Raw genomic sequence first — 21221 nt, forward strand, 5'->3', positions numbered from 1 at the left:
GACTCAGTGAAATTGAAATCGCTGTGAAGATGCAGCGTTCCCGTGGCAAGACGGAAAGACCCCGTGAACCTTTACTATAGCTTTACACTGAACGTTGAGTTCGTCTGTGTAGGATAGGTGGGAGGCTATGAAACTGTGGCGCTAGCTGCAGTGGAGCCATCCTTGAAATACCACCCTGTCGTGCTTGACGTTCTAACCTAGGTCCGTAATCCGGATCGGGGACCGTGTATGGTGGGTAGTTTGACTGGGGCGGTCTCCTCCTAAAGAGTAACGGAGGAGCACGAAGGTACGCTCAGCGCGGTCGGACATCGCGCACTGTGTGCAAAGGCATAAGCGTGCTTGACTGCAAGATCGACGGATCAAGCAGGTACGAAAGTAGGTCTTAGTGATCCGGTGGTTCTGTATGGAAGGGCCATCGCTCAACGGATAAAAGGTACTCCGGGGATAACAGGCTGATACCGCCCAAGAGTTCATATCGACGGCGGTGTTTGGCACCTCGATGTCGGCTCATCACATCCTGGGGCTGTAGTCGGTCCCAAGGGTATGGCTGTTCGCCATTTAAAGTGGTACGCGAGCTGGGTTCAGAACGTCGTGAGACAGTTCGGTCCCTATCTGCCATGGGCGTTGGAGATTTGAGAGGGGCTGCTCCTAGTACGAGAGGACCGGAGTGGACGAACCTCTGGTGTTCCGGTTGTCACGCCAGTGGCATTGCCGGGTAGCTATGTTCGGAAGCGATAACCGCTGAAAGCATCTAAGCGGGAAGCGCGCCTCAAGATGAGATCTCCCGGGACACAAGTCCCCTAAAGGAACCATGTAGACTACGTGGTTGATAGGTCAGGTGTGTAAGTGCAGCAATGCATTGAGCTAACTGATACTAATGATCCGTGCGGCTTGACCATATAACCTCAAGATGCTTCCTCATAAGCATCCCTTAGCGCGACACACGTCGATCGCTCTCACTCGCTCGCTACATCACACCCTATGAGAGGCTGGCGCCTGCCGTCCTCGGTCACATGACCGATCGACCGCACGGCGACACTCCAACCGTCTCCCTGGTGAAATTAGCGCTGTGGAACCACCCGATCCCATCCCGAACTCGGAAGTGAAACGCAGCTGCGCCGATGGTAGTGTGGCTCAAGCCATGCGAGAGTAGGTCATCGCCAGGGGCTTTACCCCAAATCCCCGTCCCAAAAGGACGGGGATTTTTTATTGCCTCCGAAAAAAACAACAAAACGCCAGCAGGCGATCGCCGCGACATGTCACACGGGGCTGCCCGCGCCGTACCCTCTCCCCAACCCCTCTCCCGACGGGAGAGGGGGCCGTTCCTTCCTTCCATCATGTGGCGTGTGGCAGGAATGCCTCCGTCGGCCGGCATGGCCAAACCGGAAGCGGACCCAGGCATCACGATAGGACCGCAACGCCGGCCCTGCATTGAGAGCACAACGGCACAAGTACGTCGTCCCGCGAATGCGATTGGGCTGAGGGCCGGGCGCTGACTTCGTAAGGTCCAAGCCACGATGCTCATCACTGCCAGGTCGTCCGCAGGTGCGCTCCTGCAGATGAACTTGCATCGCCACGTCCGTCGTTGTCAGCGAAGTGCGTCTGCGTTCAGCTGAACTTGTGCGCCAGTGCGCACTCGATGGCGCGTTTTGAGGACGCGCATCGCACCGTTCCATAGGGCGATGCGTGTCTTTCATGCCACGCCGCTTAGACTTTTCCGATTCCGGCGACCGCATGGGCATCGATTGCTCTACATGCGCATCGCCGTTCGGCCCTTTCACCCACCACGAGGCCCTCCCCATGAGCCAAGCCAATGGATACGCCGCTCAGGCATCCGATCAGCCGCTGACCCCCTTCACCTTCGAGCGCCGCGCGCTCGGTGCGCACGACGTCAGCATCGAGATCCTCTACTGTGGCGTCTGCCACTCGGATCTGCACACCGCCCGCAACGAGTGGCACAACACCCAGTACCCGTCCGTCCCGGGCCATGAAATCGTCGGTCGCATTACCGCGGTGGGCGATCAGGTCACTGCCTTCAAGGTCGGCGACCTGGCCGGTGTCGGCTGCATGGTCGACAGCTGCCGGCATTGCGCGTCCTGCGCCGATGGCGAAGAGCAGTACTGCGAGAACGGCTTCGTCGGTACCTACAACGGTCCGATGTTCGGGGGTGAGAACACCTACGGCGGCTACTCCGACCACATCGTGGTCGACGAGAAGTACACGCTGCACATCCGCCACAATGCCGAACAACTGGCGGCGGTGGCGCCGCTGCTGTGCGCCGGCATCACCACCTATTCGCCGCTGAATCACTGGAAGGTCGGCCCGGGCAAGAAGGTCGGCATCGTCGGTCTGGGCGGCCTTGGTCACATGGGCGTGAAGATCGCCCACGCCATGGGCGCGCATGTGGTGCTGTTCACCACGTCGGCTGGCAAGCGCGAGGATGCGCTGCGCCTGGGCGCGAACGAGGTGGTCGTGTCGAAGAACGCCGACGAGATGGCGGCGCATACCAACAGCTTCGATTTCATCCTCAACACCGTGGCGGCACCGCACGACCTCGATGCGTTCCTGACCCTGCTCAAGCGCGACGGCACCATGACCCTGGTCGGCGCACCGGCCGAGCCGCACCCGTCGCCGACGGTGTTCAATCTGATCCTGAAGCGGCGCCAGCTGGCCGGTTCGCTGATCGGCGGCATCCGTGAGACCCAGGAGATGCTGGATTTCTGCGCCAAGCACAACATCGTGTCGGACATCGAGACGATTGAGATGGCGCAGATCAACGAGGCCTACGAGCGCATGCTCAAGGGCGACGTGAAGTATCGCTTCGTCATCGACATGGCCAGCCTGGCGCAGACCAAGCAGGCAGCCTGAGCCGACGGCGACCGTGGCGGTCGGCCCGCCGCGGTCACGTCATGCGTCATCGTCATCCCATGAAAGCCCGGGCAGCGCATGCCCGGGCTTTTTTGTCGCGGTAGCTCTCGTCGCGGCTGAAGTCTTCTGCGGGGGCCATCGATCGGCAGTCGAGGTGCTCGGAAGACGTTCGCGCACTATTGCATGCGGTAAGCGATCTGCACGAGGTGGTGGCGGCGACGATGGGAGTGCGGCGCCGTGTGCCGGGTGCATCGCGCGACCGATGGCTGCACAGACGACAACGGCGCCGAAGCGCCGTTGCCATGAATCCTGGGACAGACCGCCGCTTACTTGCCGGCGGCAGGCTCCGCCGTCGGCAGCGACGTCGGCCTGCCCATCATCTTGTCGCGCGCGGCCTTGAACGGATTGTCCGAATACCAGTTCGGCCAGCTGTCGCCGGCCGCCAGTTCCTTGCCGACACCGTACACCGCCTGCAGGTCGTCCATCACGCCGTCGAGCTTCCAGGTCGCCGGATCGTATTCGTCGGCCGGCGTGTGGTAGCGCTTGGCGTACTCTGCCGCGGCACGGCGCCCGGCTTCGATGCCGCCGTCGACCAGGTCTTCGCCGCCGTCGATGTACAGCGCCGGCACGCCGGCCTTGGCGAAGTTGAAGTGATCGGAACGGAAGTAGAACCCGCTCTGCGGTGCGTCCTCGGAGTGCAAGACGCGGCCTTGCGCGGCGGCGATCGGCTTGAGCAGGTCTTCCAGTTGCGAGCTGCCGAACCCGTTGACCACCAGGTCCTTGGCGCGCCCGGCCACCGGCATCGCATCCAGGTTGATGACGCCGGCGATCTTGTTCAGCGGGAAGGTCGGATGCGCCACGTAGTACTTGGAACCGAGCAGCCCCGACTCCTCCAGCGTCACCGCCAGGAACACCACCGAACGCTCGGGCTTGGGCTGCTGGTGTGCGAACGCCTCGGCGATTTCGAGGATGCCGGCCACGCCGGTGGCGTTGTCGACCGCACCGTTGTAGATGTTGTCGCCGGGTTCGTCCTCGTGCTTGCCCAGGTGATCCCAGTGCGCCATGTACAGCACCGCTTCGTCGGCGCGGCTGCTGCCGGGCAGCACGCCGACCACGTTGCGCGAGGTCTTCTCGGCGATGGTGCTCTTCAGGTCCACCGAGAGCTTGGCCTTCAGCGAGATGGGCTTGAAGCCGCGCTTGCTGGCGTCCTTGTACGCTTGCGCCAGATCCAGGCCCGCATCGGCGAACAGCTGTTTGGCCGCCTCGGCGGTGATCCAGCCCTGCACCGGGATGCGCGGCTCCGGATCGTCCTTCGCCGGCAGATCGTACTGCGCGCCAGACCAGGAGTTCTTGACCACGTCCCAGCCGTAGCTGGCGCCGGGCGTGTCGTGCACGATCAACGCGGCGGCGGCGCCCTTGCGCGCGGCTTCCTCGAACTTGTAGGTCCAGCGCCCGTAATAGGTCATGCGCTTGCCTTCGAACAGGCTGCCGTCGCCGGTGTGGAAGCCGGGGTCGTTGACGAACATCACCACGGTCTTGCCCTTCCAGTCCTGGCCGGCATAGTCGTTCCACTTCTGCTCCGGCGCGTCCACGCCGTAGCCGACGAAGACCATGTCGCTGCCATCGAGCTTGACCTCGGGTTGGCCGGTGCGCGTGCCCACCACCATGTCGCTGCCGAAGGCCAGCTGCCGCGCTGCGCCGTCGTGGGCGATGGTGAGCGTGGTGCCGGGCGCCGCGGTGGTCTCGGTCATCGCCACGTCCTGGAACCAGCTGTCGCCGTTGCCCGGCTGCAGGCCGATGCGCTGCATCTGGTCACGGATGTAGGCGACGGTCTTGTCCTCGCCCGGCGTGCCGGGACCGCGGCCTTCGAAGGCGTCGGAGGACAGCGTCTTGACCAGTTCGGCGAAGTCCGCCGGTGCGATCCCGGTGGAGAACGCATGCGTGGGCGCCGCAGCGGGCGCGGGCGTCGCGGCCGGTGGCGCGGTGTCGGCGGCCGGGGCGGGCGCTTCGCGTTTGCACGCGGTCAGCGCCGCGGCTGCGGCCAGGCACAGCACGAGCTTGCGGGACATGGGGGCTCCTGGTGGCGAGGGAACCCTGGATTCTATAGGCAAGCCGCGCGCGTCCGGGCGCGCGCGGCGACGCGGCACGGCTCAGTTGTTCGGCGCGGTGTCGCCGTCGAAGGGCAGCGCGGTGGCGCCGGTGATCGGCCCGGTCTTGGCGCTGCGGTGCACGTACAGGGTCACTTCGCGCTCGAAGCGCAACGGACCGTCGATGACCGCGCGCGGGCCGACGATGACCCGCGGCTTGCGCGTCGGCTTGAACGACATGCTGAAGCTGGGCTTGTTGATCGAGATGCCGCCACCGACATGCGAATCGTGGCCGACGGTGATGTCGCCGTTGACCGTCTCGATGCCCTTGTCCAATTGCGTGGCGACCAGGCCGATGCTGCCGTTGACGCTCTCGATGCCGCCGCCGACGCGGCCGCCGCGGTCGACGAAGATGCCGCCGTTGACGGTTTCGATGGAACCGGCGACCTGTGCGCGCTCGCCGAGGGTGATGCCGCCGTTGACCGTGGACAAGCCCTTGGTCTGTGCGCCGTCGGCGACCCTGACGCTGCCGTTGACCGTTTCGACGCTGCCCACCTGGGCGCCGGCCTGGACGTTGATGCTGCCGTTGACCGTTTCCAGATCCCCGTACTGCTTGCCGGCGTCGGCCGTGATGCTGCCGTTGACCTTGCTGATGCCGTCGCCCGCGAACGCCGGACCGGCCGTCAGGGCCAGCGCCAGCACAACCGCCAGATGCATGCGTTTCATCCTTCACCTCCCGGGCGCCGGCGATGCGGCAGCAATCAATCGTGAGGCGATCACAACACGCTTCGCTACAATCCACACCTGCCTGAAGTCACTGGACCCTCGCTTGCCCGCAGCCGCGCCTGTCCCACCGCATTCCGCCGCGCCCCGCGCGGCCGAGCGGCGCGCGCCCGTGCAATGGCGCGGGCCGTTGCGCGGCCTGCTGGCGGCGGCGTGGTTGCTGACCGCCGGGTTGGCCGCGGCGCAGAATCCGCGCGAGGCCGAGAAGCGCCTGGAGAAGGTGCGCAACGAACTGAAGAGCGTGGCCGAGGAGCGGCGACAGCTGGAAGGCAAGCGTGGCGACGCCGCGCGCCAGTTGCGCGACGCCGACGAAAAGGTCGCCGCCACCGGCCGCAGCCTGGCGCAGACCCAACAGGCGCTGCAGCGGCACCAGCAGACCCTGGCCGAGCTCGAACGCAAGCGCGATGGCCTGCGCAGCGGCTTGACGCGGCAGCGCGCCGAGCTGGCGCAACTGCTGCGGGCGGCCTATGCCATTGGCGGCAATGCACCGCTGAAGCTGCTGCTGGCGCAGGACCGCGTGGCCGACGCCAACCGTCTGCTGGCCTATCACCGCTATCTGCAGCGCGAGCGCGCGCAGCGCATCGCCACGCTGACCCACGAGCTGCAGGCGCTGGAACAGGTGCAGCGCGAGGTCGTCGAACAGAAGCAGCAACTGAGCGACGCCCAGCGCCGCCAGCAGGAACAGGCCCAGGCCCTGCAGCGCGACCGCAAGCAGCGCGCCAGCGTGGTCTCGGAACTGGACCAGCGCTACCAGGACCGCAGCGAACGCGAGAAGGCGCTGGGCCAGGACGCCAAGGCGCTGGAAACCCTGCTCGCCAACCTGCGCGCTGCCGCCGCGCGCGCCGAGGCCGAGCGCCGTGCCGCGGCCAGACGCGAAGCGGCCGAACAGGCGGCGCAGGCCAAGGCCGCGGCGAAGGCCGGGCGTGGTGGCGGCAAGGTGCCGCCCAAGGTGGTCGCCTCGGCGCCGCCGCTGAAGGTCGGTGGCCTGGGCTGGCCGCTGTCGGGCGACCTGATCGCGCGCTACGGCGGCCGGCTGCCCGACGGGCGCACCAGCAGCGGCGTGCTGATCGCCGCACCCGCCGGCAGCACCGTCACCGCGGTCGCCGACGGCACCGTGGTGTTCTCCGACTGGATGACCGGCTACGGCATGATCCTGATCGTGGACCACGGCAACGGCTACATGAGCCTGTACGCGCACAACGACACGCTGCTGCGCGACGCCGGCGCCAAGGTCAAACGCGGCGATGCGGTGGCCAAGGTCGGCAATTCCGGCGGCCAGGGCCGCCCGGCGCTGTACTTCGAACTGCGTCGCAATGGTCAGCCGGTGGATCCGGCGTCGTGGCTGCAGCGCCGCTGAGCCACGCCGACGCGGCGCGTTCAACGCGAATTTAGCTCGGCTTCGCGCATAATCCGGACAACCGCGCCGTGCACGGTGCGGGTCTTCCCCAATCGGAGTGCTTCATGCGCGTAGTCCTGTCCGCAGCCCTGTTGCTCGCTCTGGCGCCGCTGCCGTCGATGGCGCAACGCGCCGAGGCGCAGACGCCCACGGCCCCGGCGGCCAGCGCCGACGATCCCGACGCCACCGAGTCGGCCAGCGCCAAGGTGCCGCTGGACGAGATCCGTCGCTACGTCGCGGTCTACAACGCGGTGAAGGAAGCCTACGTCGACCCGGTCGACGACAAGAAGCTGATGCAGTCCGCGATCCGTGGCCTGCTGCTGGACCTGGATCCGCACAGCACCTATTTCAGCAAGGAAGACGCCGAAGCCTTCGACGAGCAGACCAGCGGTGCCTACGACGGCATCGGCGTGGAGCTGCTGCAGTTGCCGGACAACACGCTCAAGGTGGTGTCGCCGATCGACGACACGCCCGCCGCGCGCGCCGGCCTGCGCTCGGGCGACATCATCATCGCCATCGACGGCAAGCCGATCAGCGCGGTCAAGGCGATGGAGCCGCTGCGTGGCGAGCCGGGCAGCAAGGTCGTGCTGACCATCGCCCGCGACAAGGTGGCCAAGCCGTTCGACGTGACCCTGACCCGGCAGACCATCCGCGTGGCCAGCGTGCGCAGCCGCATGCTCGAGCCGGGCTACGGCTACATCCGCATCAGCACCTTCCAGGCCGACACCGGCGCCGATTTCCACAAGCAGCTGCAGCAGTTGCAGGCGCAGGCCGGCGGCAAGCTGCGCGGGCTGGTGCTGGACCTGCGCAGCAACCCGGGCGGCCTGCTGACCGCGGCGGTGCAGGTGGCCGACGACGTGCTCGACAAGGGCACCATCGTCAGCACCCGCGGGCGCATCTCGGTCAGCGATTCCAAGTTCGACGCCACTCCCGGCGACCTGCTCAACGGTGCGCCGATGGTGGTGCTGGTGGATGCCGGTTCCGCCAGCGCCTCGGAAGTGCTGGCCGGTGCGCTGCGCGACAACAAGCGCGCGCGCATCGTCGGCAGCCGCACCTTCGGCAAGGGTTCGGTGCAGACCGTGCTGCCGCTGGACAACGGCGACTCGGTCAAGCTGACCACGGCGCGGTACTACACGCCCAGCGGCAAGTCGATCCAGGCCAGCGGCATCGTGCCCGACGTGGTGCTGCACCCGGAGGCCAGCGCCGACGATGCCGACAAGCCGGCGGCGATCGCCGACTACAGCGAAGCGACCCTGCCCGGCCACCTGCATGGCGACGACGAGGGCGCCGAGGGCTACACCGCCGGCGACGTGCTGCCGGGCGATGGCCCGATCGCGCAGGCGCTGGCCGAACTGAAGCAGCCCGGTGCGGTGGCGCGGGCGGCTGCGGCGGCACCGGCCGGCAAGGGCAAGGCCAAGCCGGCACACAAGCCGGCGGGCGTCGCGCCGAAGACGGCCCCGGCGAAGCAGCCGGCGGCGGAGCCGGCCAAGCCCGAGCCTGCCAAGTCGGAGCCTGCAACGACCGAGTCCGACAAGACCGAGCCGGCGCCGGCGTCCGGCTCCTGATCCGGCGGGCGCCACCATCGCCACCGTGCGCGGCGTGGCCGTTGCACGGCGGCGTCCGGCTCAGTCGGCGACGCTGAGCACCTCGGGATTGGCCAGCCGCTGCGGCGTGCCGGCGGCGAAGGCCAGCACGTTGTCGAAGGCGGCGCCGAAATACAGGTCGTAGCTGCCCTGTTCGACGTAGCCCAGGTGCGGCGTCGCCAGCACCCGCGGATGCCGCAGCAGCGGATGCTGCGGGTCGAGTATCGGCTCCTGCTCGAACACGTCCAGCGCCGCCTGCCCGGGACGGCCGGCGTCCAGCGCGGCCAGCAGCGCGCCGGGCGCGATGAGTTCGGCACGGCTGGTGTTGACCAGCAGCGCATCCGGTTTCATCCGCAGCAGATCGTCCAATCCGATCTGGTGACGGGTGGCCGCGACCAGGCGGCGGTGCAGGCTGAGGACGTCGCTCTCGGCGAACAGCGCCTCGCGGCTGCTGGCGACCGCGAAACCGTCGGCGCGCGCCTGCGCACAACTGTCCTCGCTGCCCCATACCTGCACGCGCATGCCGAAGGCACGGCCGTAGGCGGCGACGCGGCGGCCGATCTTGCCGTAGCTCCAGATGCCGAGGGTCAGGCCCTCCAGGCTGCGGCCCAGCTGCGCATCGCCGGTGGCCTGCCAGTGCGCGGCGAGCAGCGCGTCGCGGTAGGCGGGCAGGCGCCGGCTGGCCGCCATCAGCAGCGTCCAGGTCAGTTCCGCCGGCGCCACCGGCGAGCCGACGCCTTCGGCCACGGCCACGCCGCGCGCGGTGCAGGCGGCCAGGTCGATGTGTTCGCCGATCCGGCCGGTCTGGCTGATCAGGCGCAGCTTCGGCAGTTGCGCCAGCAGGGCGGCGTCGATGCGGGTGCGCTCGCGGATCAGCACCAGTGCCTCGGCCTCGGCGGCGTGGCGAACGAAGGTCTCGCGGTCGGGCGCCAGCGCGGTCAGCACCTGCACGCTGTGCGCCTGCAGCCGGGCGAAGCAGGGCAGGCGACGCACCGCATCCTGATAGTCGTCGGCGATCAGGATGCGCATCGGCTCAGCGCGGCTTGCCGGGCATCGGGAACGGCGTGACCACCTTCTCGCCGGTGGCCGCGTCGCGGATCGCCGACGGCCCCTTCTTCTCCACCTCTTCGATGCGCACGATGCTCTGCATCGGCAGGTGCAGCGTCTTGGTGGCGCCGAACTCCTCGCGCAGGCGTTCCTCGGTGGGATCGATCACCAGCCCGTCGTGCACGTCGAACACCAGCGTGCCGATCTCGGTGAAGCCCCACAGATGGCTGCTGCCGACGTGCTGGCAGTACAGCTCGTAGACCTTGCCGTGGTTGAGGAAGGTCACTTTGTACAGGTGCTTGAACATGCGCGCAGTATACGGGCGCCGTTGCCGCGGGCGGCTCAGAACCCCTTGCGCTTGCGCAGCCGCCGCGCGATCGCCGCGCGCACGTACAGCCCGTAGACCATGCCGAAGGCGAAGCCGGCCAGGTGCGCCGACCACGCCACCATGCCGAAGGCCGGGCCGATGTAGGCGAACACCACCTGCAGCGCCGCCCAGGTGCCGATCAGCAGCGAGGCCGGGGCGCGCACGAATTCCAGGAACAGCCCCAGCGGCAGCACCACGCCGAGCTTGGCCCGCGGGAACAGCGCCAGGTAGGTGCCGATCAGCGCCGAGACTGCGCCGCTGGCGCCGATGATGACCCGGTCCGGGGTGCCGATCGCGAACACCGCGGCCAGGTTGGAGATCGCCCCGCCGCCCAGGAACAGCAGCAGGAACCGCCACGGTCCCAGCACGCGCTCGGCGGGCAGTCCGAAGATCAGCAGGAACACCAGGTTGCCGAGCAGGTGCGACCAGTCGGCGTGCAGGAACAGCGCGGTGAACAGGCGCAGCACGCTGCCGTCCTGCACCGTCGCCAGCCAGTCGCGCGGGCTGCCGACTCCGGCCGAGAGCGCGCCCCAGTCCAGCCACAGGGTCGCGCGCGCCTCGTCGGGACGGCTGATCGACCACAGGAAGGCCAGCCACATCGCCGCGAACAGCAGCGGGGTGGCCCAGCGCAGCGTGGTGCGTTCGCGGGAAGGGATGGAAACGAACATGCGAGGGAGGGAGAACCGGAGACCGCCAGGGACGCCAAGATAAGGGCTTCATCCGGCTGAACGCACGCCGACTCCACACGAACCTGAACGCATCATGTCGTTATTGTTTAGTTAACGGTGCGGGGTATACTCGCATACGGCGTCGTATGTCGGGAGGGGACTCCGGCGCGCATTCCTGGGCCTTTGTGGTTCGGGCATGCGCAGGCGCGAACACAGACACTTCGTCTTCCGGAGAAAAACTAGCCATGCAAAACGCAACCCAGTTCGTCCGTTTCACCGCTCTGGCCGTCGGCATCGTCGGCGCGCTGGCCATGGGCCAGGCGCACGGCGCCGCGTTCCAGCTCAAGGAGAACAGCGCCAAGGGCCTGGGCCGCGCCTTTGCCGGCTCCGGCAGCGCCCCGGGCGATGCCTCGATCATCGCCGTGAACCCGGCCGGCATGCGCCAGCTCGACGGCAAGGTGTTCCAGGCCGACGTCAGCGCCATCCAGTTCTCGGCCAAGTACCAGGGCGACGGCGGCACCTACGCCAACGGCCAGCCGATCTCCGGTGGCCGTGGCGGCGACGCCGGCATGATCGCGCCGGTCCCGGCCGTGTACTTCCACATGCCGTTCGGCGAAAACAACAACATGCACTTCGGCACCTCGCTGACCGTGCCGTTCGGCTTCAAGACCGAATACGACCGCGACTGGGTCGGCCGCTACAACGGCGTCAAGACCGAGCTGCAGGCGATCGACCTGAACTTCGCCTTCTCCTACGACGTCAACCCGTACGTGTCGTTCGGCGCGTCGGTGTTCGCCGAGCGTCTGGACATCGACCTGAGCAACGCCATCGACTTCGGCACCGTCCTGGCCGCGCGCCGCGTGCCGGGCTTCGCGCCGGGCAGCGCCGATGGGTTCTCGCGCATCAAGGGCGACAACACCGCGGTCGGCTTCACCCTGGGCGGCCTGTTCAGCGTCGACGAGCACACCCACATCGGCTTCAGCTACCGCTCGCAGGTCGAGCACAAGATCACCGACGGCGACGCCGACTTCACCGTGCCGGGCAATGCCGCCACCGTGCTGGCCTTCGCCGCGCCGGGGACCTTCGTCGACACCAAGGGCCGCGCCACGGTCAAGCTGCCGGCCAGCGCCACCGCCAGCTTCACCCACGACATCAACGAGCAGTGGACGGTGATGGCCGACGTCACCCGCACCGCCTGGAGCAAGTTCGACAAGGTCACCGTCGACTTCGCCTCCAACCAGCCCGACAGCGTGCTGGACTTCTCGTACCGCGACACCACCTTCGTGTCGCTGGGTGCCGACTACCGCATGAGCGACACGCTGACCCTGCGTGGCGGCGTGGCCTACGACCAGACCCCGACCACCGACCAGCACCGCGACGTGCGCGTGCCGGACGCGAGCCGCAAGTGGGTCTCGCTGGGTCTGACCTGGAAGCCGTCCGAGCAGGCCGAGTACAGCTTCGGCTACACCCACCTGTTCACCAGCGACCCGAGCATCGCCACCACCAGCGCCACCGGCAACACCCTGGTCGGCGACTACGACGTGAGCGGCAACGTGCTGGCGGCCTCGGTCAACTACAAGTTCTGATCGCAGGCGCTTCGCGGTTCACGAAAAAGCCCCGCTTCGGCGGGGCTTTTTTTATGCCTGTCCGCGGCGCGCGCTGCAGCAGGCCGAGTGCGCGGCGCAGGTTCCGGGCGGAACACTGCGCCGAGGCGGGGCGGTCAGTCGCCCAGGGTCAGCAGCGAGGCGTTGCCGCCGGCGGCGGTGGTGTTGACCGTCACCACCTTCTCGGTGGCGAAGCGCAGCAGGTAGTGCGGGCCGCCGGCCTTGGGGCCGGTGCCGGACAGGCCCTGGCCGCCGAACGGCTGCACGCCGACTACCGCGCCGATCTGGTTGCGGTTGACGTAGACGTTGCCCACCGCCACGCGCGAGGCGATGCGCTCGATGGTCTCGTCGATGCGCGAGTGCACGCCCAGGGTCAGGCCGTAGCCGGTGGCGTTGATCTGGTCGATCACCGCATCGAGCTGGTCGGCCTTCCAGCGGATCACGTGCAGCACCGGGCCGAAGATCTCGCGCTGCAGCTGCGCCAGCGACTGCAGCTCGTAGGCGCGCGGGGCGAAGAAGCTGCCGTGCGCGGTAGCATCGTCGGTGGCGGCGACGGCGATCGCACGCGCCTCGCGGTCCATGCGCGCGGCGTGATCGGTGAGGATCTGCAGCGCGTCGGCATCGATCACCGGGCCGACGTCGGTGGACAGCAGGCCCGGGTCGCCGACCTTCAGTTCGGCCATGGCGCCGGCGAGCATGGTCATGACCTTGTCGGCGATGTCGTCCTGCACGAACAGCACGCGCGCGGCCGAACAGCGCTGGCCGGCGGAGATGAAGGCGCTGGAGATCGCGTCCTTGACCACCGCTTCCGGCAGCGACGAGGAGTCGGCGATGAAGGCGTTCTGGCCGCCGGTCTCGGCGATCAGCACGCCGATGGCGGCGTCGCGCGCGGCCAGCGCGCGGTTGATCGCACGCGCGGTCTCGGTGGAGCCGGTGAAGGCGACGCCGGCCACGCGCGGATCGCGGGTCAGCGCGGCGCCGACGGTGGCGCCGTCGCCGGGCAGGAACTGCACCACCGCCTCGGGCACGCCGGCTTCGTGCAGCAGCTTCACCGCGGCGTGGCCGACTAGGTTGGTCTGCTCGGCCGGCTTGGCGATGACGCTGTTGCCGGCGGCCAGCGCCGCGGCGACCTGGCCGAGGAAGATCGCCAGCGGGAAGTTCCACGGGCTGATGCACACGAACACGCCGCGGCCATGCAACTGCAGTTCGTTGGATTCGCCGGTCGGGCCGGGCAGGCGCTCGGGCGCGCCGAACTGCGCACGCGCCTGGCCGGCGTAGTAGCGCAGGAAATCCACCGCTTCGCGCACTTCGGCGACGCCGTCGGGCAGGGTCTTGCCGGCTTCCTTGACGCACAGCGCCATGAACTCGGGCATGCGCGCTTCCAGCAGGTCGGCGGCGTGTTCGAGGATGGTGGCGCGGCTGGCGGCCGGCGTGCGGTTCCAGGCCGGGTAGGCGGCTGCGGCATTGCTCAGCGCCTTTTCCACGGTGGCGGCATCGGCCGGCTTCCAGTGGCCGACGACCTGGCGATGATCGGCCGGGTTGGCGACCGGCAGGGCGTCGGCGGCGATCACCGCGCCGGGCACCAGCGGCGCGGCCTGCCAGGGCTTGAGCGCAGTGTTGAGCTGGTCGGCCAGCGCGCGCAGATCGTTGTCGTTGGCGAGGTTGGCGCCCATGGAGTTCTTCCTGTTGTGGTTCTGGCTGCGCAGCAGGTCGACCGGCAGCGGAATCTTCGGATGCGGGATGGAGGCGAACGCGGACACGGCCTCGACCGGGTCGCGGATCAGGTCTTCGATGGCCACGTCTTCGTCGGTGATGCGGTTGACGAAGCTGGAGTTGGCGCCGTTCTCCAGCAGGCGCCGCACCAGGTAGGGCAGAAGGTCTTCGTGCGAGCCCACCGGCGCGTACACGCGGCAGGGCACGCCGAGGCGGTCGGCGGGGATCACCTCGGCGTAGAGGTCGTCGCCCATGCCGTGCAGCTTCTGGTGCTCGTAGTCGCGGCCGCCGGCGATGGCGCGCACCGCGGCGATGGTCTGCGCGTTGTGGGTGGCGAACATCGGATACAGCGCGTCGCTGTGCGCGAACAGGCGCTTGGCGCAGGCCAGGTAGGACACGTCGGTGTTCTGCTTGCGGGTGAACACCGGATAGCCGGGGTGGCCCTCGACCTGCGCGCGCTTGATCTCCGCGTCCCAGTAGGCGCCCTTGACCAGGCGCACCGGGATGCGGCGGCCGACGCGGCGCGCCAGGTCGGCGAGGAAGTCGATCGTGTACGGGGTGCGCTTCTGGTACGCCTGCACCGCCAGGCCGTAGCCCTCCCAGCCGTCCAGCGACGGATCGGAGAATGTGGCCTCGATGATGTCCAGCGACAGTTCCAGGCGGTCGGCCTCTTCGGCGTCGACCGTGTAGCCGATGCCGTAGGACTTGGCCAGTTGCGCCAGCTCCAGCACGCCCGGCACCAGCTCGGCCATCACCCGCGCGCGCTTGGCGTGCTCGTAGCGCGGGTACAGCGCCGAGAGCTTGATCGAGATGCTGGGCGCGGCGAACACCGCGTCCTTGCCGCCGCCCTGCGGGCGCTGCGCGGCGAAATGCTTGCCGATGGCGTGGATCGCCTGGCGATAGGCATCGAGATAGCGCTGCGCGTCCTTCATGGTCAGCGCGCCTTCGCCGAGCATGTCGAACGAATAGCGGTAGTGGGCGTTGTCGCCCTTCTTCGAGCGGGTCAGCGCTTCGCCGATGGTCCGGCCCATCACGAATTGGTGGCCCATGATCTTCATCGCCTGGCGCACCGCCAGGCGGATCACCGGCTCGCCGACGCGGCCGATCAGGCGCTTGAACGCGCCGGACACGTCGGCGCGGGTGAGGTCGTTGATCTGCACCAGCTTGCCGGTGAGCATCAGGCCCCAGGTCGAGGCATTGACGAGAATCGAGTCGCTCTCGCCCATGTGCTTCTTCCAGTCCGCATCGCCGAGCTTGTCGCGGATCAGCTTGTCGGCGGTGTCCTGGTCGGGAATGCGCAGCAGCGCTTCGGCCACGCACATCAGCAGCACGCCTTCCTCGCTGCCCAGGTCGTACTGGCGCATGAATGCCTCGATCGCGCCCTGGTCCTGGGCGCGGGCGCGCACCCGGGTGACCAGATCGGCGGCCAGCGCCTGCACCTTGGCCTGATCGGCCGCGGGCAGGCGCGCCTGCTCGAGCAGTTCGCGCACGTGTTCGGCTTCGTCCTTGAGCCAGGCGGCGGTGATCGCCGCGCGCAGGGCCTGCGGTGCGGGCGGGAGTTCGGGGGACAGCAAGGGCGAAGGAGACGCGGACGGCATCGCCGGAACAGAGCCGGCGCCAGGCAGAGCGTTCATGCGGGAAAGGCCAGGGACAGAGCCGTCCATTTTATGTCAGCGCCTGCACGCGCAGGGCGTCGCCGGTCTCGTCGCGTCGCCGTCGGCGGCGTCCAGGCTGAACGCGAATCTGGTTGCGCTGCAGCAATTTTTATGGTGAACGCGCGCTTGCCGCCGCGCAGGCCGGGGGCTACCATCCAGACGTGCTCGCGGCTCGGGCGCGAGCGGTTCGGAAGCGCGGTTCGACATGATCGAAATGTTTCCGTTTTCTCCGGAGGGGTCGGGTACGCAGCTGCGGCTGCGACCGCCGCGGGCGTTGAATGCCCGGCAATTCGTGTTGTTGTTCCTCGCACTGGCCGGGGCGATGTGGGCCGTGGCTGGGCTGGGGTGGCTCGCCGGCAATGTGTTCGCGCCTGCGTTCGCCCTGTTGCACAGCATCGTGGTGGCGCTCGCGCTGCATTGGTCGTGGCGCGGCGGCGAGCGCGAAGAGGATATCCGGGTGGGTCCGGCCTGCGTGGAAGTGACCCGTCCGAATGCAGGAACGCCGGCGTTCCGCGCCCACCCGCATTGGGTGCGGTTGCGGATCGAAGGCGACGACAGGGTGGTGCTGGCATCCAGCGGCAAGCAGGTCCGGGTCGGCGAATTCCTCGGCCCCGACGAACGCCGGCAACTGGCGCAGACCCTGGAAGGCTTGCTCGCGGCCGTGACCGGCCGCAACCGATGACGCTCCAAGGGGTCTAGGCAATGAAGCAACGCGGCGGGTGGGTGCAACAGGCGGTCAGGGGCGGGATGGCGTTGGCGGCGGCGATGGCCGCACCGCTGGCGTGGGCGCAATCGGCCGATCCCAAGCCGTGGCAGCTCAACATGGGCAGGGGCGTCACCCAGAGCGCGCGCAACGCGTACGACGCGCACATGGTCGCGTTGTGGGTGTGCGTGGTCATCGGCGTGCTGGTGTTCGGCGCGATGGCCTATGCGATCTTCAAGTTCCGCAAGTCCAAGGGCGCGGTGCCGGCGCAGTTCAGCCACAACACCAAGGCCGAGATCGTGTGGACGGTGATCCCGGTGCTGATCCTGATCGTGATGGCTTGGCCGGCCACCGCCAAGCTGATCGCGATGTACGACACCCGCGATGCCGAGATGACGGTGAAGGTCACCGGCTACCAGTGGATGTGGCGCTACGAGTACCTGGGCGAGAATGTCTCGTTCACCAGCCGCCTGGCGCGCAGTTCCGACCGCCTGCGGCAGAGCGGCGCAGTGCCGACGGCCGAGCACGACCCGCACTACCTGCTGGACGTGGACAATCGGCTGGTGCTGCCGGTGAACACCAAGGTGCGCTTCGTCATTACCGCCGACGATGTCATCCACGCCTGGTGGGTACCGGCGCTGGGCTGGAAGCAGGATGCGATCCCCGGGATCATCAACGAGGCCTGGACCAGCATCGACACTCCCGGGGTGTACCGCGGCCAGTGCGCCGAACTGTGCGGCAAGGACCACGGCTTCATGCCGATCGTGGTCGAGGCGGTGAGCAAGCAGGACTTCCAGAAGTGGCTGGCATCGCGCAAGCCTGCGCCTGCCGCTGCGCCCGCGCCGGCCACGCCGGCGGCGGCCCCGGCTGCTGCGCCGGCTTCCCCCGAACCCGCCGACGCCCAGGCGCCGGCGGCGCCGCCGCAGGCGCGGCTGTCGCGTCCTCGTTCCGACTCGCACCTGACCGTGCAAGCCGCCTGATCTCCAGCATTCCTTTTCTGAGGTAGCCGCCATGGCCCATTCGGCAGTCGATCACCACGACGAGCACGGGCATCAGCAGAGCTTCGTCGAGCGTTGGTTCTTCTCGACCAACCACAAGGACATCGGCACGCTGTACCTGCTCTTCAGCTTCACCATGTTCGTCATCGGTGCGGCGATGAGCGTGGTGATCCGCGCCGAACTGGCGCAGCCGGGCCTGCAGTTCGTCAAGCCCGAGTTCTTCAACCAGATGACCACCGTGCACGCGCTGGTGATGATCTTCGGCGGAGTGATGCCGGCCTTCGTGGGCCTGGCCAACTGGATGATCCCGCTGCAGATCGGCGCGCCGGACATGGCGCTGCCGCGCATGAACAACTGGTCGTTCTGGCTGCTGCCGGTGGCCTTCACCCTGCTGCTGCTGACCCTGTTCCTGCCCGGTGGCGCGCCGGCCGGCGGCTGGACCATGTATCCGCCGCTGATGCTGCAGGGCGGCTACAACGTGGCCTTCTCGGTGTTCGCCATCCACGTCGCGGGCATCAGCTCGATCATGGGCGCGATCAACATCATCGCCACCGTGCTCAACATGCGCGCGCCGGGCATCGACCTGCTGAAGATGCCGATCTTCTGCTGGGCCTGGCTGATCACCGCGTTCCTGCTGATCGCGGTGATGCCGGTGCTGGCCGGCGCGGTGACCATGCTGCTCACCGACAAGTTCTTCGGCACCTCGTTCTTCAACGCCGCCGGCGGCGGCGACCCGGTGATGTACCAGCACATCTTCTGGTTCTTCGGGCATCCCGAGGTCTACATCATGATCCTGCCGGCGTTCGGCGTGATCAGCGAGATCATCCCGACCTTCAGCCGCAAGCCGCTGTTCGGCTACCAGGCGATGGTCTACGCGATCGCGGCGATCGCGTTCCTGAGCTTCATCGTCTGGGCGCACCACATGTTCACCGTGGGCATGCCGTTGGGCGGCGAGATCTACTTCATGTTCGCCACCATGCTGATCTCCATCCCGACCGGGGTGAAGGTGTTCAACTGGGTCAGCACCATGTGGCAAGGCTCGATGACCTTCGAGTCGCCGATGCTGTGGTCCATCGCCTTCGTCATCCTGTTCACCATCGGTGGTTTCTCCGGGCTGATGCTGGCGATCGTGCCGGCCGACTTCCAGTACCACGACACCTACTTCGTGGTCGCGCACTTCCACTACGTGCTGGTCACCGGCGCGGTGTTCGCGTTGATCGCGGCGGTGTACTACTGGTGGCCGAAGTGGACCGGGCGCATGTACAACGAGACCTGGGCCAAGTTCCACTTCTGGTGGACGATGCTGTTCGTCAACCTGCTGTTCTTCCCGCAGCACTTCCTCGGCCTGGCCGGCATGCCGCGGCGCATCCCCGACTACAACGTGGTGTTCGCCGACTGGAACCTGGTCAGCTCGATCGGTGCGTTCGGCATGTTCGTCACCCCGTTCCTGATGGCCGGCATCCTGCTGGCGTCGCTGCGCAACGGCGCACGCGCCGAAGCGCGTTCGTGGGAAGGCGCGCGCGGCCTGGAGTGGACGGTGCCGTCGCCGGCGCCGGCGCACACCTTCACCCTGCCGCCGGTCATCAAGCCCGGCGACCTGGCCCACGACGACATCAGCCACTGATGACCGCGCAACCGCCGCTCGACGACCTGGTCCTGCGCCGCAAGCGTGCGGCGCGCACCGCGCTGGTGGTCGGCGCGGTGGCGCTGGCGATCTATGTCGGCTTCATTCTGTCGGGGGTGCTTGGCCGATGAACGCGCCGGCGCCGCAGGTGCACAGCAGTGCCGGGCTGTTCAAGCTGGTCGGCGTGGCGCTGGCGGTATTCCTGCTGACGTTTTCGCTGGTGCCGCTGTACCGCATCGCCTGCGAGAAGGTGTTCGGCGTGCGCCTGGAACGCGGCCCCGGCGAAGGCCCGCAGGCCGGCAAGCCGCTGGCGGGCAAGCGCACGGTCACGGTGCAGTTCGATGGTGGGGTGAATTCCAAGCTGCCGTGGTCGTTCCATCCGGAGCAACTGACCATGCAGGTGGTGCCGGGCGAACTCAACGAGGCCCTGTACTACGCGCACAACGACGGCGCGCATGCCATCGTCGGCAGCGCGGTGCCGTCGGTGGCGCCGGCGCGCGCTTCGGGCTACTTCACCAAGACCGAGTGCTTCTGCTTCACCGCGCAGACCCTGCAGGCCGGCGAGAGACGCGACATGCCGGTGCGCTTCATCGTCGACCCCAACCTGCCCAGCGACATCAGCACCATCACCCTGTCCTACACCTTCTACAAGAACGATGCGCTGAGCGCGGAACTGGGATCGCCGAAACTGGCCGGTTCCGCGCGCGCGGCTCCCTGACCCGACCGGAATGCCTGCCATGGCCCAGCCCAGCACCGACGCCACCGCCAACGCCTACTACGTGCCCAGCCAGAGCCGCTGGCCGTTCATCGGCTCGATCGCGATGTTCGTGACCATGATCGGCGTGGCCAGTTGGCTCAACGACGCGTCCTGGGGCAAGTGGACCTTCTTCACCGGCATCGCGATGCTGGTGGCGACGCTGTTCATGTGGTTCGGCGACGTGATCCGCGAATCGATCGCCGGGCACTACAACCGCCAGGTCGACGTGTCGTTCCGCATGGGGATGGTGTGGTTCATCTTCTCCGAGGTGATGTTCTTCGGCGCCTTCTTCGGTGCGCTGTTCTACACCCGCACCTTCATCCTGCCGTGGCTGGGCGGCGAGGGCGACGGGGTGATGACCAATGCGCTGCTGTGGGACGGCTACTCCGCCGCCTGGCCGACCAACGGCCCGGGCGGCATCGGCGGCCAGTTCCAGACCATCCCGGCCTGGGGCCTGCCGCTGATCAACACGCTGATCCTGCTCAGTTCCGGCGTGACCCTGACCATCGCCCACCACGCGCTCAAGGCCGGCCAGCGCACCCGGCTGATGGTGTTCCAGGCGCTGACCGTGGCGCTGGGCTGCACCTTCCTGTACTTCCAGGCCGAGGAGTACATGCACGCCTACAAGGAGCTCAACCTGACCCTGGGTTCGGGCATCTACGGCTCCACGTTCTTCATGCTCACCGGCTTCCACGGCGCGCACGTGCTGCTGGGCACGATCATGCTGCTGGTGATGCTGCTGCGGATCAGCCGCGGCCACTTCAGCCGCGACAACCACTTCGCCTTCGAAGCGGCGGCGTGGTACTGGCACTTCGTCGACGTGGTGTGGCTGGCGTTGTTCCTGTTCGTCTATGTGCTTTGACGGCGGGGATTGGGGAGTCGGGATTGGGGATTGGTTGGTTTCCGCGCGTGCCGGCGCCCCTGGCTGCGGCGTGTTGTAGGAGCGGCTTCAGCCGCGACGCTTTACCGTCAAGGCGTCGCGGCTGAAGCCGCTCCTACGACGAATTCATCTTGTAGGCGCTTTGACTGGATCGCTCGCGTGCAAAGTGCCTGTGCGGACGGCATGCTGCTATCGAATCCCGAATCCCGAATCCCGAATCCCGAATCCCGAATCCCGAATCCCGAAAGCAACGTCTACCGCCCGAGCCCATGCGGCTTGATCACTCCCGTATAGATGCCCAGGATCACCAGCAGGATCAGGCACACCGATAGGCCGATGCGCCAGGTCAATGCGTTCACCGTGCGCTTGCTCTGGCCGCGGTCCACCAACAGGTAGTACAGGCCGGCGCCCAGGTTCCACAGGATGAGCAGCAGGAACGCGACGATCAGCAAGGTCTTCAGCGAGTCGTTCATGGGCGTCTCGGCACA

17 protein-coding genes and 2 rRNA genes (1 of these 19 only partly in view) are annotated in these 21221 nt (G+C 67.6%); 12 read left to right on the top strand and 7 right to left on the bottom strand.

All coding sequences use genetic code 11. From position 1 onward, the window contains the following. The 3 genes from PG878_RS02470 to PG878_RS02480 all read left to right on the top strand — a co-directional run. Positions 1–899, top strand: a 23S ribosomal RNA gene (locus PG878_RS02470); it begins 1981 nt to the left of the window's first position. A gap of 152 nt (positions 900–1051) precedes the next feature. Next, positions 1052–1166 (top strand): 5S ribosomal RNA (gene rrf, locus PG878_RS02475). Between the two features lie 634 nt (positions 1167–1800). Then, a complete protein-coding gene (locus PG878_RS02480; protein ID WP_209032320.1) occupies positions 1801–2868 on the top strand; it encodes an NAD(P)-dependent alcohol dehydrogenase in 1068 nt (355 codons plus the stop codon). A gap of 326 nt (positions 2869–3194) precedes the next feature. Here the strand turns inward: PG878_RS02480 and PG878_RS02485 are convergent, their stop codons facing one another. Both PG878_RS02485 and PG878_RS02490 read right to left on the bottom strand, forming a co-directional pair. Then, on the bottom strand, positions 3195–4937 hold the full coding sequence (locus PG878_RS02485) for a M28 family metallopeptidase (protein ID WP_209032319.1): 1743 nt from the start codon (positions 4935–4937) through the stop codon (positions 3195–3197). A gap of 81 nt (positions 4938–5018) precedes the next feature. Next, positions 5019–5681 (bottom strand): hypothetical protein, encoded by a 663-nt coding sequence (locus PG878_RS02490; RefSeq protein WP_209032318.1) that lies wholly within the window; start codon positions 5679–5681, stop codon positions 5019–5021. 169 nt (positions 5682–5850) lie between these two features. On the opposite strand from PG878_RS02490, the gene PG878_RS02495 reads away from it, so the two are divergent. Both PG878_RS02495 and PG878_RS02500 read left to right on the top strand, forming a co-directional pair. Continuing rightward, positions 5851–7095 carry a murein hydrolase activator EnvC family protein gene (locus PG878_RS02495; RefSeq protein WP_209032317.1) on the top strand — a complete coding sequence of 415 codons (1245 nt, stop codon included), beginning with the start codon at positions 5851–5853 and terminating at the stop codon, positions 7093–7095. Positions 7096–7199: 104 nt separating this feature from the next. Beyond that, positions 7200–8699, top strand: coding sequence for a S41 family peptidase (locus tag PG878_RS02500; protein ID WP_209032316.1), 1500 nt, complete (start codon positions 7200–7202; stop codon positions 8697–8699). A gap of 60 nt (positions 8700–8759) precedes the next feature. Here PG878_RS02500 and PG878_RS02505 read toward each other — a convergent pair whose 3' ends face one another. From PG878_RS02505 to PG878_RS02515, 3 genes are read right to left on the bottom strand one after another with little or no spacing between them, the layout of a single operon-like run. Then, the gene (locus tag PG878_RS02505) at positions 8760–9746 is read right to left on the bottom strand and encodes a D-2-hydroxyacid dehydrogenase family protein (protein ID WP_209032315.1); all 987 of its coding nucleotides are present in this window, start codon (positions 9744–9746) and stop codon (positions 8760–8762) included. A gap of 4 nt (positions 9747–9750) precedes the next feature. Further along, complete coding sequence (locus PG878_RS02510; RefSeq protein WP_209032314.1) at positions 9751–10071, bottom strand: DUF1820 family protein; 321 nt, start codon at positions 10069–10071, stop codon at positions 9751–9753. A gap of 35 nt (positions 10072–10106) precedes the next feature. Continuing rightward, positions 10107–10799: a rhomboid family intramembrane serine protease gene (locus tag PG878_RS02515; protein WP_010340917.1), complete on the bottom strand. Its 693-nt coding sequence runs from the start codon at positions 10797–10799 to the stop codon at positions 10107–10109. 245 nt (positions 10800–11044) lie between these two features. Between PG878_RS02515 and PG878_RS02520 the strand changes: the two genes are divergently transcribed. Next, entirely contained in the window at positions 11045–12385 is a 1341-nt protein-coding gene (locus PG878_RS02520; protein ID WP_209032313.1) for an outer membrane protein transport protein, read from the top strand. A 134-nt stretch (positions 12386–12519) separates the two neighbouring features. Here the strand turns inward: PG878_RS02520 and putA are convergent, their stop codons facing one another. Next, on the bottom strand, positions 12520–15714 hold the full coding sequence (gene putA, locus PG878_RS02525) for a bifunctional proline dehydrogenase/L-glutamate gamma-semialdehyde dehydrogenase PutA (RefSeq protein ID WP_209032345.1): 3195 nt from the start codon (positions 15712–15714) through the stop codon (positions 12520–12522). A gap of 262 nt (positions 15715–15976) precedes the next feature. Here putA and PG878_RS02530 point away from each other — a divergent pair, with 262 nt between their 5' ends. From PG878_RS02530 to PG878_RS02555, 6 genes are read left to right on the top strand one after another with little or no spacing between them, the layout of a single operon-like run. Beyond that, positions 15977–16453, top strand: a complete 477-nt coding sequence (locus PG878_RS02530; protein WP_029561818.1) for a DUF2244 domain-containing protein — start codon at positions 15977–15979, stop codon at positions 16451–16453. Positions 16454–16473: 20 nt separating this feature from the next. Then, positions 16474–17454: a cytochrome c oxidase subunit II gene (gene coxB, locus PG878_RS02535; protein ID WP_209032312.1), complete on the top strand. Its 981-nt coding sequence runs from the start codon at positions 16474–16476 to the stop codon at positions 17452–17454. Between the two features lie 31 nt (positions 17455–17485). After that, positions 17486–19096, top strand: coding sequence for a cytochrome c oxidase subunit I (gene ctaD / locus PG878_RS02540; RefSeq protein ID WP_019801217.1), 1611 nt, complete (start codon positions 17486–17488; stop codon positions 19094–19096). Then, a complete protein-coding gene (locus PG878_RS02545) occupies positions 19096–19227 on the top strand; it encodes a hypothetical protein (RefSeq protein WP_010341609.1) in 132 nt (43 codons plus the stop codon). The genes ctaD and PG878_RS02545 overlap by 1 nt, the downstream gene beginning before the upstream one ends. Further along, positions 19224–19814: a cytochrome c oxidase assembly protein gene (locus PG878_RS02550; RefSeq protein WP_209032311.1), complete on the top strand. Its 591-nt coding sequence runs from the start codon at positions 19224–19226 to the stop codon at positions 19812–19814. The genes PG878_RS02545 and PG878_RS02550 overlap by 4 nt, the downstream gene beginning before the upstream one ends. A 19-nt stretch (positions 19815–19833) precedes the next feature. Continuing rightward, on the top strand, positions 19834–20715 hold the full coding sequence (locus PG878_RS02555) for a cytochrome c oxidase subunit 3 (RefSeq protein WP_010341611.1): 882 nt from the start codon (positions 19834–19836) through the stop codon (positions 20713–20715). A 272-nt stretch (positions 20716–20987) separates the two neighbouring features. Here the strand turns inward: PG878_RS02555 and PG878_RS02560 are convergent, their stop codons facing one another. Continuing rightward, positions 20988–21206: a twin transmembrane helix small protein gene (locus tag PG878_RS02560; protein WP_010341612.1), complete on the bottom strand. Its 219-nt coding sequence runs from the start codon at positions 21204–21206 to the stop codon at positions 20988–20990. Positions 21207–21221: the final 15 nt, after the last annotated feature.

The organism is Xanthomonas hawaiiensis, assembly GCF_031834635.1.
GTDB lineage: Bacteria > Pseudomonadota > Gammaproteobacteria > Xanthomonadales > Xanthomonadaceae > Xanthomonas_A > Xanthomonas_A sacchari.